Origin of the sequence: Aeromonas sp. (assembly GCF_050252055.1) — a bacterium.
GTDB classification, from domain to species: domain Bacteria; phylum Pseudomonadota; class Gammaproteobacteria; order Enterobacterales; family Aeromonadaceae; genus Aeromonas; species Aeromonas caviae.
The window spans coordinates 145882-158603 of sequence record NZ_JBFWLQ010000005.1; the positions used below are offsets into that span (position 1 = coordinate 145882).

Below are 12722 nucleotides of genomic sequence, written 5' to 3' on the forward strand. Positions count from 1 at the left end.
TCCCAAAAATCCGCTCCGATGGGCAGGCCGAAGGTGCGGTAATGGGGGGCAGATGCCCCGGTGTGATCGGATTCTGGGGCGCTATCCCGTTGAATTACCTCCTGATGGGTAACCAGGGCGAGGCTTGCGCGGGATGGCAGGTGGGGAAGAGGCGGCACGGCCGTGCGCCTTGCCCCCGAATGGGCAGGCCGGTGCGGACAAAGCGGGGTGGTTTGGCATAAAGTCGGGCACCGGGCTTGAGTTAGACAGAATTATGACAATAATCGCCCTGTAAGATTGCGCCGCGGCACCATGCCGCAGGCCAGCACAGTCCCTGAGCGTGGGAGAGAAACACGATGACGAGCTTAAGCCAGGAAGCCCTGTTGGTCAGGGCGGCGCTCGAGGCCGAGGGCCTTGAGACACCTCTGGTGGCCAATGAATTGAGCGGCCAGCAGAAAAAGGAAAAAATCGAAGGTCATATGCGCGCCATCATGGAGACGCTGGGACTGGATCTGGCCGACGACAGTCTGGCCGAGACCCCGCACCGTATTGCCAAGATGTACGTGAACGAGATCTTCTCCGGCCTCGACTATGCCACCTTCCCCAAGGTGACGGTGATCGAGAACAAGATGAAGGTGGACGAGATGATCATGGTGCGGGACATCAGCCTCACCAGCACCTGCGAGCACCACTTCGTCACCATAGACGGCTTTGCCCACGTGGCCTACATTCCCCGCGGCAAGGTGATTGGCCTGTCGAAGATCAACCGCATCGTGCAGTTCTTCGCCCGCCGTCCCCAGGTACAGGAGCGGCTGACCCAGCAGATCCTGCTGGCGTTGCAGACCCTGCTTGGCACCAGGGACGTGGCCATCAGCATCAAGGCGACCCACTTCTGCGTGAAGGCCCGTGGCGTGATGGACTCCACCTCCTACACCACCACCACCTCCCTGGGCGGCGTCTTCAAGACCCAGCCCGACACCCGCGCCGAGTTCCTCGGTGGTCTGAAAGGGTAGTGCTCCCGGGGCCTGTCGCCGACAGGCCCCGTCTCCTTTCCCTCACTTTTTTTGAAAAATACCTAAAGTTGTGACCGTGCCGGTCGCTATGGCTCTGTGTGTTGTCGGACGGTCTGGTTGACGCCGACACCCCCGGGCCCGCCCTTGTGCGCGCCAACAGGGACGAGATGTGCTGCCAAGGAGGGTAGTGAAGGCGCAGGCCAGGCCTGCGCCCAGCAATGCCACTTGTTTTCCCCATGCAGGACATGCCATGAACACCATGACGATAGGCAAAAAACTTACCGCCGGCTTTGCCGTACTCGGCCTGATGATGGCCTTTATCGGCGGCTTCTCGCTGTTTGAATTCAGCAAGATGAACCGCGCCGCCATCGGCTTTACCGACAGTATCCTGCCCGCCGTCGTGCGCACCAGCACCCTCGGCGAGACCATCAATGCCCTGCGCCGCTACGAACTGGATGTCTTCCTGGTGGCGGACGATGCCCAGCAGAAGGCCCGCTATCGCAACGAGAGCGAGAAGAGCCTGCAAGAGGCTGCGCGCCAGATAGTGGCCCACGATGGCACCATCTGGGCGGAGGATCGGGAGGAGCGCCGCGCCTTTGACATCGTCAAGGCGGACTGGGAGCGATATGTCGCCCTGCACCAGCGCATCCGGCAGATGCAGGACTCGGGACAGATGGCCGAAGCCCGGCACCTCTTCATGGGGGAGGGGGTCACCCTCTACACCACCCTGAGCAAGTCGGTGGGGGATCTCATCCGCATCAACCACGGCTACTCCGTGGGCTCCCGCGCCGAGGTGATCGCCGCCTTTGACAGCGCCAAGCTGAGCGTGACCCTGGCCCTGGTGATCGGCCTGGCCCTGGTTGTCGCCCTCTCCGTGGTGCTGACCCGCCAGATCCGTGACCCGCTCATCATGCTGGCCCGTCAGGCCCAGCGCATTGCGAGCGGCGATCTCGGTCGGGGCGAGCTGCAGGAGTGGATCCGCGGCAACCGCTTCAACCGCGACGAGCTGGGCCAGCTGGGGTCGGCCATCGACCGGATGCAGGGGGCTCTGGCGGAGCTGGTGAGTGAAATCTCCGGTTCGGTGAGTCAGCTCAGCAGCGCGGTAGAGGAGGTGAGCGCCATCTCCGAGCAGTCCGCCAAAGGCATGGCAAGCCAGCAGGGAGAGGTCTCTCAGGTCGCCACCGCCATGAACGAGATGCAGTCCACCGTCAATGAGGTGGCTCGCAACACCACGGACGCCATGGGGGCGGCCAAGCAGGCTTCCCGCACCTCCACCCAGGGCAACCAGGTGGTGCGCAGCGCCATCGGCAGCATAGAGCAGGTTTCCCGCCAGATAGAGCAGGCCGGGAGCGTGGTGCAGCAACTGGAGACCGACAGCGCCAGCATCAGCATGGTGCTGGACGTGATTCGCGGCATCGCCGAGCAGACCAACCTGCTGGCCCTCAACGCGGCCATCGAAGCGGCCCGGGCCGGCGAGCAGGGGCGTGGCTTTGCGGTGGTGGCAGACGAGGTGCGCAGTCTGGCCCAGCGTACCCAGGCATCCACCGCCGAGATCAGCAAGATGATCGAGGTGCTTCAGGAGCGCACCGCCGAGGCGGGCAGCGCCATGCAGCTGAGCCGTCAGCAGATGCAGGAGAGCGTGGAGCTGGCGCGGGAGGCGGGGAGCAGCATCGACAGCATCAACGGTGCCGTCACCCAGATCACCGACATGAACACCCTGATCGCCACCGCCACCGAGCAGCAGAACGCGGTCACCGAGGAGCTCAATCGCAGCATCGTCAAGATCCACACCGCCGCCGACGAGAATGCCCAGGGGGCGCAGCAGACCGCCCAGGCCTGTGTCGAGCTGAGCAAGCTGGCCAATACCCTGCACCATATGACCCAGCGCTTCACCCTCTGAGTCTTGCTGCCACCCGGCACAGCGCAGAAGGCCCCGCCGATTGGCGGGGCCTTGTTGTTTCTGGCTGGACCTGGGCGCCGTCAGCTCAGGCCGACAATCTCCCCGTCATCGTCGATGTCGATATGGTGTTCAGGGACGGCAGACTGCCAGCCTGTACGTCAGCTCAGGCCGACAATGTCGCCGTCATCGTCGATGTCGATATGGCGATAGGCCGGCAGACTGCCCAGGCCCGGCATGGTCATGATGGGGCCTGCCAGGGCATAGACGAAGCCTGCCCCCGCGCAGAGTTTCACCTCCTCGATGGGCACCTCGAAGTCCGTCGGCACGCCCTTCCTGGCCGGGTCATGGCTCAGGGAGAGCGGCGTCTTGGCCATGCAGACGGGCAGGTGATCCTGGCCCTCTGCCGAGAGTCTGGCCAGTTGCTGGCGCGCCTTGTCCGAGATGGTGACACCCCGGCCGCCATAGCCGCACTCCACCAGGGTGGCGAGCTTGGCGGCAAGGCTCATCTCATCGGGGTAGAGCAGCCTGACCTCACTGGGCTGCTTGCAGGCCGCCACCACGGCGTGAGCCAGATCCGCCGCGCCCGCGCCACCGTCAGTGAAGGCCCGGGAGAGGGCGACCCCACAGGCACCGGCCTGGCGCGCCGCCGCCTCCAGCAGGGCCAGCTCGGCATCGCTGTCGGTGGGGAAGCGGTTGATGGCGACCACCACGGGCACCCCGTAACGGCGGGCGTTGTGAATATGCCAGGCGAGGTTGGCGCACCCCGCTGTCAGGGTGGGCAGATCTTCCCCTTGCAGGCTGGCCGGCAGCGGCTGGCCAGGCCGGATGTCGAGCAGGCCGCTGTTGGCCTTGAGGCCGCGCACCGTGGCCACCAGCACCACGCAGGCGGGGGCGAGGCCGGATTGGCGATACTTGATGTTGAAGAACTTCTCCAGCCCCATGTCGGAGCCAAAACCCGCCTCGGTCACCACGTAGTCGGCAAGACCCAGCGCCATGCGATCGGCGATGACGGAGGAGTTGCCGTGGGCGATGTTGGCAAAGGGGCCGGCGTGGACCAGCACAGGGGTCTGCTCCGTGGTCTGCATCAGGGTGGGCTTGAGGGCCTCTTTGAGCAGCACCGTCATGGCCCCCGCCACTTCCAGCTGCTCGGCGGTGATGGGCTTGCCGCGCTGGTCGAGGGCGAGCTGGATGCGGCCGATACGCGCGCGCAAGTCCTTGAGATCCCTGGCCAGGGCCAAAATGGCCATCAGCTCGGAGGCGGCGGTGATGACGAAGCGATCGGGGCGCTCGACACCATCGGCAGCGCCGCCTTGGCCGAGGGTGAGGTGGCGAAGCGCCCGGTCGTTCATGTCCAGGGTGCGGGGCCAGAGGATGTTGGCCGGGTCGATATCGAGCCGCGCCAGGCCGGTTCTGGCGCTGAACTGGTCACCGAGTTTGCGTTCATGGAACAGGCGGGCATCGAGGGCGGCAGAGGCCAGGTTGTGGGCGGCGGTGAGGGCGTGAAAATCCCCGGTGAGGTGGAGGTTCATCTCCTCCATCGGCACCACCTGGGCCATGCCGCCCCCGGCGGCGCCCCCCTTGACCCCGAAGACGGGGCCGAGGCTCGGTTGGCGAATGGTGGCGATGCTGGGCTGGCCGATGTGGTTGAGCCCCATGGAGAGGCCGATCGTGGTGACTGTCTTGCCCTCCCCAAGGGGGGTGGGCGTGATGGCGCTCACCAGCACCAGCTTGCCGGGCTCGCGGGCGGGGGCGTGATGGAGCAGCGCGAGGTCGAGTTTGCCTTTGTAATGGCCGTGGGGGTGGAGATGGGCGGCCGCTATGCCGAGCTGTGCTGCCACCTCGGCGATGGGCAGGCGGGGGGACTGGCGGGAGATCTCGATATCGCTTAGCATCAGCACCTCGTTGGCATGTCAGGTCAAATATGCGGCGAAGTCTAGAGGAATCAACAGGGTAATCCAATGAGCAATACTATTTTATCCGGCAGTCGTGAGCCCCATCAAAGCCCCATCCTGCTGGATCTCAACGCCCTCTATCACCCGCCCAAACGGCCCCTCACCGCCCTTGGCATCGTCAGCGCCTTCATTCCGCTCTTTGGTTACGGCTGGCAGGCGATGACCCAGGATCCCGAGACCCACTTTCGCCACGAGCTCGGCAAGCGCATCAACAAGCACAAGAGCGACGAGGCAAACCTCGCCCTGATGATGCAGTTGGCGGCCATGCTGGATTGCTACTGCCTGCACGTCACCCTGCCCTATGCGCTGGGGGAGGCCGAGCTCGCCGCCTTGCGCCAGCGTCTGCCACGCTGGCAGATGAGCCAGCAGGATCACCTGCTGGTGGCCGAGCTGATGCCCACCCCCTGAGCCCGGGCTCAGGTCTCCCTGTCCCAGTAGTGGGGCGCCAGATAGCGCTCCTGCACGAATTCGATGAAGCAGCGCACCTTGGCCGACACGAAACGGCGGTGCGGATAGAGGGCATAGAGCCCCACCTGCCCCTTCTCCCACTCCAGCAACAAGGGGACCAGCGCCCCCGAGCGCAGCGCATCCCCCACGATGAAGGTGGGCTGCAAGATGATGCCCTGGTGGTCGCAGGCGGCCCGGGTCAGGGCCACCCCGTTGTTGGCGCGAAGTGGCCCCTGGGGACGGATGCTGTGCTCCTCCCCATCCCGTTTGAAGACCCAGTCCGGCTGGGTCAGGGTGTAGATGAGGCAATCGTGCTGCTTGAGATCCTCCGGGGTCTTCGGCCTGCCCCGGCGGGCCAGGTAGTCGGGGCTGGCGCACACCACCATCTTCATCATGGCGAGCGGCTTGGCCACCAGGGAGGAGTCCGGCAGGTTGCCGATGCGCAGGGCCAGATCGAACCCCTCCTCCACCAGGGCCACCCGCCGGTCGCTGTACTCAATCTCGAGCTTCAAGTCCGGGTAGCGCTCGCGAAACAGGGGCAGGGCGGGGGAGAGGTGCAGGTAGCCGAAATCCATGGGCACCGAGAGCTTGAGGGTGCCCTGGGGCTGCTGGTTGTTGTGGGTGAGCTGGCTGTGGGTCTCTTCCAGCTCCGCCAGCAGGGCCAGGGAGCGCTGGTAGTAGAACTGGCCCGCCTCGGTGGGGTTGACCTGGCGGGTGGTGCGCGACAGCAGCCGGGTGGAGAGGGACTCCTCGAGCTGCTGCATCAGCTTGGAGGTCATGGCGACCGAGATCCCGAGCTGATGGGCGGCCTTGGTGAAGCTCTGGCACTCCACCACCTTGATGAAGGTGCGCATGGCGGCTATCTGATCCATATTCCACTCTCGGTTGATAATTATTTTAATAAATCGATGATTATCTATTCTCGATAGGAGGTTAGCATTTTGGACACCGTTGTGAACCCCCAATGAAGGAACGATCGGAATGAAAATGACCAAGGCCCTGCTGGCCTCCTGCCTGTTTATGGCGGCTCCCCTGATGGCTGCCGATTACGATGTCGATGCAGCGCACACCACAGTCCAGTTCAAGGTGGGCCACCTCGGCTTCTCCGAACTGGTCGGCCGGTTCAACACCTTCAGTGGCACCTTCAGCATGGACGACGCCAACCCGGCGGCGGCCAAGGCGAACTTCGAAATCGATGCCGCCAGCGTGGATTCCAACCACGAGGCCCGCGACAAGCACCTGCGCAGCCCCGACTTCCTGGACGTGAAGCAGTACCCCAAGATGACCTTCGTCAGCACCGGCTATGAAGGCACCAAGGACAAGGGCGTACTCAAGGGCACCCTGACCCTGCACGGCGTGTCCAAGGACGTGGCCTTCGACCTGGTCCACATCGGCGAAGGCAAGGATCCCTGGGGCGGCTACCGCAGCGGCTTCAACGCCACCACCACCATCAAGCGCAGCGAGTTCGGCGTGAACTACATGGTGCCGAACATCCCTGACGAGATGACCATCAACCTGTTCGTTGAAGGCGTGCGCAAGTAATGGGCGCAGCACTCCTGCTTCAAACCCTGGCGGCTCCTTTAGGGGCCGCTTTGCTGTCGTGGCGCTGGCCGCGGCTGGGCTATCTGTGGGGCGCCCTGGGGATCTGGCTGGTGGGCTGCCTGCTGGGCGGTGCCTATGGCCTGCCGGTCAAGGCGTGGCAGTGGCTGCCGCTGACCCTGCTGGTACCCGCTCTGATCCAGGGTACCAACAAGGGGATCGCCCTCGCGCTGTTCGGGGTGCTGGGCGCCCTGGTGTGGTGGCAGGGGCTGGCCTCCGTGCTGGCGAGCGAGCCCGGGATCTGGCTGGCCCTGCTGCCCGCCATCCTCTGGTCTGGCTGGACGAGCTGGCGTGGTGACAGCGAGGAGGGGCTCGGCTTCGCCCTGGCCTTCATCTGGCTGGCGCTGGTCATCGGCATCGATGGCAGCCTGCTCATCGCCCAGCTGACGGGGGCTCTGGCCGCGTTTGCCGGATTCCGTGCCCTGCTCGGCGCCTTTGCAGGGGTCAAGGTGACCCCGGCTGCCCTGGGGCTTTCACTCGCCTTCGTGCAGATGCTCGCCTGGCAGTACGTGGAAGTGCCCCTGCTGGTGCTGCTGCCGGTCTGGCTGTTGCCGCTGCTGGAACGTGCCCTGCACGGGCGCCCGGGACTCTCTCGCTGGGGGGTCTTGATCCTGGTGGCGGCCGTCGGTGCCGGAGTGAGTCTGTGGTGGGTATGGCCAGAGGCGTCACTTTACTGATTTCTGCATGAAAAACAGGCTATTACCTTAGAAATTGATGGGCTTGTCAAAGTCTGGACAGATAAAGATTGAGACCCATGGTGCTTTCGGATAAAAAGGATTTTCAATTATCTGGATACACACAGAACCCGGCTATGCCGGGTTCTGTTTGCCTGCTTTCCCGCGGCACGCTAAGGAGGCCACAGTTGCACAGTCAGGGATCTGAGCATCTGTTTTTTCGCCATTTCACCGAACAGGGATGTCTTGGGGATCTCTGCATCCTGCTGGTGACCCACCTGCTTCCCGACAGACCCGACTTCATCCAGGTGCTCGATGGGGTGGGCCGGGTCGGTGCCATCCTGCCCAAACCCAAGTCCGTGCACGGGCCGACGCTGGCCTGGGCCCAGCAGCACTACCCCGTGCTGCCCCTCAATCGCCACTGGACCTCGGATCCCGGTGAGGTGATCGCCCAGATTGCCCCCCTGGTGATGTCCCACGAGCGGCTCATCATCCTCGACATCGGCGGCTACTTCGCCAAGAGCCAGGCGGTACTGGCCGAGCACTTTGGCGCCCGCTTCATCGGGGTGGTGGAGATGACCGAGAACGGCCATCAGCGCTACGAACAGGAGTCCCTGGCGGCCCCCGTCATCTCGGTGGCCCGCAGCCCCCTCAAGCAGGCGGAAGATATCCAGATCGGCCTGAGCGTGGTCTACTCCGCGGAGTCCCTCGCGCGTACCCTGAGGCGTACCTTCAATGTCTGCCAGGCCGCCCTGTTCGGCTATGGCAAGGTGGGGCGCAGCATCGCCCGGGAACTGCGCTGTCGCAACCTGCATCTGGAGCTGGTGGAGACGGATGCCCTGCGCCAGGTGGAGGCGCTCTCCCACGGCTTCAAGCTGGTGAACAAGGCCGAAGCCCTGGGCCGCGCCGAGCTGGTGATCTGCTCCACCGGCAACGGCTCCCTCGACATCACCGATCTGCAGGCCCTGCGCCCCGGCGCCATGCTGGCCTCGGTCACCTCCGCCGACGACGAATTCGCCTTCAGCCTCGCCCAGCTGCCCTGGCCGAGCGAGGAGGTGTGTCCCCATGTGCTGGCGCTGACCCGGCCGGACGGCAGCACCATCTTTTTGCTCAACCGGGGGGAGGCGGTCAACTTCGTCCACGGCGCCGTCATCGGCGAATATGTCTACCTGGTGCTGGCGGAGATCATTGAAGGGGTGCACCAACTGGCCCATCAGGCATCCACCCCGGGCCTTCACGAATTGCCCCAGGCCACCATGCAGCGCATCGCTCGCCACTGGTTGACCGATTTTCACGGAGTCACCCCATGACAGACACCCATTTGCCCCTTGCGAAACCGCGCATCGAAATCCGTTACTGCACCCTCTGCCGCTGGATGCTGCGGGCCGCCTGGCTCGCCCAGGAGCTGCTCTCCACCTTCGACGGCGAACTGGGAGAGGTGGCCCTGGTGCCCGCCAGCAAGGGGGAGTTTCGTATCCTGGTGGACGGGGTGCTGGTGTGGGACAGGGTGGCCGACGAGGGCTTCCCCGAGGCCAAGGAGATCAAGCAGCGGGTGCGGGATGTCATCGCCCCGGAGCGGGATCTCGGCCATGCGGATCGCAAACCCGCAGCCGAGTAGGCGGCATCACCCATAATGTGAAAGAGGGAGGCGCAGGCCTCCCTCTTTCGTTGCGGCCCCCGGTCAACGGTCGCCAGATGTGACCAGCGCTTCCCCGGCGGGGAGGCCGATATAGCGGGCCCGCTTGTGGGGCTTGATGCGGCTCACGTCCACCCACACCAGGCCGTCGATGCAGTGGTTGAAGTCCGGGTCGATGCCAAAGTCCATGAACTGCACGCCCCCCGGCTCGCACAGCTCGGCGTACTGCTTGTAGAGGGTGGGAATGGCGCAGCCCAGGTTGTCGAGCCCGGCCTTGAGCACCTTGAGGTCGTCCCCGTAATCGCGCCCCTCGAACAGCGTCGGCGTGGCGGGATAGGGGCGGCGGGAAGGGGCGAGGGCAAGGGTGGGGGCGAAGTGCTGGCGATAGAAGCTCACCAGCAGATCCTTGGCCGCCGGCGGCAGGCTGCCGGAGAGGGTGACGGGCCCGAACAGGTAGCGGTATTGGGGATAGCGGGCCAGATAGGCCCCGATGCCGAACCAGAGGTAATCGAGCCCCCGCTTGCCCCAGTAGGCGGGCTGGATGAAGCTGCGGCCAAGCTCGATGGCCTGTTCCAGCCGGGGCAGCAGCTTCTCTTCGAAGCCGAACAGGGTGTGGCTGTAGAGGCCATCCAGCCCCTTGCTGGCCAGCCGTTCGGCCACCGGGGCGAAACGGTAAGCGCCGATGATGTCGAGGCGGGCGGGATCCCAGAGGATGAGGTGGTGGTAGTCATCGTCGAAGGCATCGAGATCCCGCCGCTTGCCCGAGCCTTCCCCCACCGCCCGAAAGGCAATCTCCCGCAGGCGCCCCAGCTCACGCAGGATCACCGAGTGGCTCTGCTCGTGGCGGCGATAGAGCAGGATGCGCTGGCCGTCCGGGGTCTGGCCGAGCAGCTCGCACCCGTCGATGGCCTGTTTCAGCAGACGGCGATCCTCCGGCAGGGCGATGGGGGCCTCGGTCTGCAACCGTCCCGCCTTGCCCCGAGCGATTCGGTAGAGGTGGCCGCGCACCAGCCGGGCCGCCGTCTTGGCCGGCAGCTCCTGAAAACTGGCGAGGGGAATGCGCGCCCCTATGGTGACCGGGAGCGTCCGCCCCTGCTGGCGAAACAGCTGGCGTACCAGCAGCAGGGCGGAGGCGGGCTTGTTGAGCCAGGAGGCGAGATAGAACCAGAGGCTGTTGCGCCCTCCCAGGTGAATGGGCACCAGGGGCGTTCGGCTGCGCTGGGCCAGCTTGATGAAGCCGGCCTGCCAGGGGCCATCCTTTACCCCCTTGGGGCCGAGGCGGGAGACCTCGCCTGCGGGGAAGATAACCAGGGCCCCGTCGGCGGCAAGGTGTTCGTTCATGGCGAGGATGGCCTGCCTGTCGGTCTTGCCCCCCAGGTTGTCCACCGGCAGCAGCAAAGGGCGCAGCGGTGCGAGCTGGGCCAGCACCTGGTTGGCCACTATTTTGACGTCGGGGCGGATGCGCCCGATGAGGCGCAGCAGGGCCAGCCCGTCCAGGGAGCCGATGGGGTGATTGGCGACAAGAATGACCCGGCCGCTGGCGGGAATGTGCTCGAGCTCGGCCTCGCTCACCCGGTAGTCGAAGTGGAGCTCGGTGAGGGCCTGCTCGACGAAGTCCAGACCGCGCAGGTGGGGATGGCGCGCGGCAAAGCGGGTGAAGGCCTCCTCGTGCAGCAACCAGCTCAGCCCCTGCCTCATCAGGGGACGGAGGAGGGGCTGGCTGGCGAGGCGGGGCAGGTGCTGCCCCAGCAGGGTATCGACGTCGAACATGGGCAAGGCTCCGCTGAATTTTGCCCCAGCTTGACGCCCCTGCGTGCCTTTCGTGTGTCGGTTGGGTGACGGTTTGATGACGGGGCGAGCCCCGTCCTTGCCCCCTTACTCTGCCCGCCAGGCAGAGGTGAGGCGCACCAGCGCCACCAGGGTGGCGACCGCTTTTTCCATGGATTGCAGGGGGATGAACTCGTGCTTGCCGTGGAAGTTGTGGCCGCCGGTGAACAGGTTCGGGCAGGGCAGCCCCATGAAGGAGAGCCGGGCGCCATCGGTGCCGCCGCGAATGGGTTTGATCTTGGGCACCACGTCGGCGGCCTCCATGGCGGCTTTGGCCAGCTCGACGATGTGGGGATGGGGCGCTATCTGGCTGCGCATGTTGCGGTAGTTGTCCGCTATCTCCAGGGTGATGCGCGCCCTGGGGGCGTCCAGCTGCAGGGAGGCGACCCGCTCCTTGAGCTGGGCCTTGCGGGCGGCGAAGCAGTCATCGTCGAAGTCGCGGATGAGGTAGTGCAGGGTGGTCTCCTCCACCGTGCCCTCCATCCGGGCCAGGTGGAAGAAGCCCTCATACCCCTGAGTGCACTCCGGGGTCTGCTCGGCGGGCATGGCGGCATGGAAGCGGGCGGCCAGGGTCTGGCTGTTGATCATGCTGCCCTTGGCGGTGCCGGGGTGGACGTTGTTGCCTGTGATGCGCACCGTGGCGCTGGCGGCGTTGAAGTTCTCGCATTCGAGCTCGCCGAGTTCGCCGCCATCCACCGTGTAGGCCCACTTGGCCGGGAAGCGGTCCAGCGGGAAGCGGTCGGCACCGCGCCCTATCTCCTCGTCCGGGGTAAAGCCGACCCAGACATCGCCACGGGGGATCTCGGGGTGAGCCTGCAGGTATTCCACGGCGGTGAGGATCTCGGCGATGCCCGCCTTGTCGTCGGCCCCCAGCAGGGTGGTGCCGTCGGTGGTGATGAGATCCTGCCCCAGGTAGTTTTTCAGGAAGCGGTACTGGCGGATGGCCAGCACCTCGTCCCCCTTGCCAAGGCAGATATCGCCCCCCTGATAGTTCTCGACTATCTGGGGAACGACGCACTCGGCCTCGTAATCGGCGGTGTCCATGTGGGCGATGAGCCCGATGGCGGGGGCATCCGGCTGGTTGCCCGGCAGGCAGGCGGTGAGGTAGCCATGCTCGTCCAGGGTGACCTGGCTCAGCCCCATCCGCGTCATTTCGTCGCGCAGGGCCCGGGCGAAGAGGCGCTGTCCCTCGCTGCTGGGGCAGGCAGGATTGGTCGCATCGGAACGGGTATGAAAGGTGAGGTAGTGGAGAAAGCGCGAAAGCAGGGTGTTCATGGGCAAGCCTCGGGTCACGAAAGAGGAGTCATTGTGGCCAAGACGGCGGCGCCGCTTATTGCGTCAGCGCAGTTTTTGATGATTTTGTGGGAGAGAGGAGGGCCATCGAGGGGGAGGGGCAGGGATCATCGCTCGGCAGTTTGCATAAAAATTCCAAAATAAAAACTGGTTAAGCAATTGCGAAAAAGCTGAATTTCCCCTCGGCCCAGCGCTGGCAAGGGGTGACCCAAAAAGCGTGACGTGTTGGTTATTTTCATCGCCTCGCCCACGCACTCCCATCCCCCGCCATCCCAGAGCCCGCCTTGCTGGCAGCGAGATTTTGCCCCCCGATGAAAACCCGTTTTTTAACACGATTTTTTATTGTCACTGGCTGCGGTAAGTGTGTACACTCCGCGCCGATCCGAGGGCAACCCTGCGCAG

11 protein-coding genes are annotated in these 12722 nt (G+C 64.9%); 7 read left to right on the forward strand and 4 right to left on the reverse strand.

Translation table 11 applies throughout. From position 1 onward, the window contains the following. The first annotated feature begins 335 nt into the window (after positions 1–335). Both folE and AB7E19_RS10795 read left to right on the forward strand, forming a co-directional pair. Entirely contained in the window at positions 336–992 is a 657-nt protein-coding gene (folE, locus tag AB7E19_RS10790) for a GTP cyclohydrolase I FolE (protein WP_010674171.1), read from the forward strand. Positions 993–1242: 250 nt separating this feature from the next. Continuing rightward, a complete protein-coding gene (locus AB7E19_RS10795; protein ID WP_043154240.1) occupies positions 1243–2892 on the forward strand; it encodes a methyl-accepting chemotaxis protein in 1650 nt (549 codons plus the stop codon). Between the two features lie 158 nt (positions 2893–3050). Here AB7E19_RS10795 and AB7E19_RS10800 read toward each other — a convergent pair whose 3' ends face one another. Further along, entirely contained in the window at positions 3051–4784 is a 1734-nt protein-coding gene (locus AB7E19_RS10800) for a formate--tetrahydrofolate ligase (protein ID WP_427935233.1), read from the reverse strand. Positions 4785–4850: 66 nt separating this feature from the next. On the opposite strand from AB7E19_RS10800, the gene AB7E19_RS10805 reads away from it, so the two are divergent. Continuing rightward, positions 4851–5252, forward strand: a complete 402-nt coding sequence (locus AB7E19_RS10805) for a hypothetical protein (protein ID WP_427935235.1) — start codon at positions 4851–4853, stop codon at positions 5250–5252. A gap of 8 nt (positions 5253–5260) precedes the next feature. Here AB7E19_RS10805 and AB7E19_RS10810 read toward each other — a convergent pair whose 3' ends face one another. Then, on the reverse strand, positions 5261–6163 hold the full coding sequence (locus AB7E19_RS10810) for a LysR family transcriptional regulator (RefSeq protein WP_039038856.1): 903 nt from the start codon (positions 6161–6163) through the stop codon (positions 5261–5263). Positions 6164–6272: 109 nt separating this feature from the next. Between AB7E19_RS10810 and AB7E19_RS10815 the strand changes: the two genes are divergently transcribed. The 4 genes from AB7E19_RS10815 to AB7E19_RS10830 all read left to right on the forward strand — a co-directional run bounded on the left by AB7E19_RS10815 (position 6273) and on the right by AB7E19_RS10830 (position 9182). Continuing rightward, on the forward strand, positions 6273–6833 hold the full coding sequence (locus tag AB7E19_RS10815) for a YceI family protein (RefSeq protein WP_053288582.1): 561 nt from the start codon (positions 6273–6275) through the stop codon (positions 6831–6833). Continuing rightward, positions 6833–7567 (forward strand): hypothetical protein, encoded by a 735-nt coding sequence (locus AB7E19_RS10820; protein WP_053288581.1) that lies wholly within the window; start codon positions 6833–6835, stop codon positions 7565–7567. The genes AB7E19_RS10815 and AB7E19_RS10820 overlap by 1 nt, the downstream gene beginning before the upstream one ends. A gap of 185 nt (positions 7568–7752) precedes the next feature. Continuing rightward, positions 7753–8874, forward strand: a complete 1122-nt coding sequence (locus tag AB7E19_RS10825; RefSeq protein ID WP_202014330.1) for an adenosylhomocysteinase — start codon at positions 7753–7755, stop codon at positions 8872–8874. Continuing rightward, entirely contained in the window at positions 8871–9182 is a 312-nt protein-coding gene (locus tag AB7E19_RS10830; RefSeq protein WP_010674179.1) for a SelT/SelW/SelH family protein, read from the forward strand. The genes AB7E19_RS10825 and AB7E19_RS10830 overlap by 4 nt, the downstream gene beginning before the upstream one ends. Positions 9183–9245: 63 nt before the next feature. On the opposite strand, the gene AB7E19_RS10835 is transcribed toward AB7E19_RS10830, so the two are convergent. After that, positions 9246–10970: a lysophospholipid acyltransferase family protein gene (locus AB7E19_RS10835; RefSeq protein ID WP_322131063.1), complete on the reverse strand. Its 1725-nt coding sequence runs from the start codon at positions 10968–10970 to the stop codon at positions 9246–9248. Between the two features lie 105 nt (positions 10971–11075). Continuing rightward, on the reverse strand, positions 11076–12302 hold the full coding sequence (gene pepT / locus AB7E19_RS10840; protein WP_316286618.1) for a peptidase T: 1227 nt from the start codon (positions 12300–12302) through the stop codon (positions 11076–11078). Positions 12303–12722 lie beyond the last annotated feature (420 nt).

What these genes read in the sequence shown, in the direction of transcription:
- folE (WP_010674171.1), top strand. Translation starts at nt 336, where the DNA reads ATGACGAGCTTAAGCCAGGAAGCCCTGTTGGTCAGGGCGGCGCTCGAG.
- AB7E19_RS10795 (WP_043154240.1), top strand. Translation starts at nt 1,243, where the DNA reads ATGAACACCATGACGATAGGCAAAAAACTTACCGCCGGCTTTGCCGTA.
- AB7E19_RS10800 (WP_427935233.1), bottom strand. Translation starts at nt 4,784, where the DNA reads ATGCTAAGCGATATCGAGATCTCCCGCCAGTCCCCCCGCCTGCCCATC.
- AB7E19_RS10805 (WP_427935235.1), top strand. Translation starts at nt 4,851, where the DNA reads ATGAGCAATACTATTTTATCCGGCAGTCGTGAGCCCCATCAAAGCCCC.
- AB7E19_RS10810 (WP_039038856.1), bottom strand. Translation starts at nt 6,163, where the DNA reads ATGGATCAGATAGCCGCCATGCGCACCTTCATCAAGGTGGTGGAGTGC.
- AB7E19_RS10815 (WP_053288582.1), top strand. Translation starts at nt 6,273, where the DNA reads ATGAAAATGACCAAGGCCCTGCTGGCCTCCTGCCTGTTTATGGCGGCT.
- AB7E19_RS10820 (WP_053288581.1), top strand. Translation starts at nt 6,833, where the DNA reads ATGGGCGCAGCACTCCTGCTTCAAACCCTGGCGGCTCCTTTAGGGGCC.
- AB7E19_RS10830 (WP_010674179.1), top strand. Translation starts at nt 8,871, where the DNA reads ATGACAGACACCCATTTGCCCCTTGCGAAACCGCGCATCGAAATCCGT.
- AB7E19_RS10835 (WP_322131063.1), bottom strand. Translation starts at nt 10,970, where the DNA reads ATGTTCGACGTCGATACCCTGCTGGGGCAGCACCTGCCCCGCCTCGCC.
- pepT (WP_316286618.1), bottom strand. Translation starts at nt 12,302, where the DNA reads ATGAACACCCTGCTTTCGCGCTTTCTCCACTACCTCACCTTTCATACC.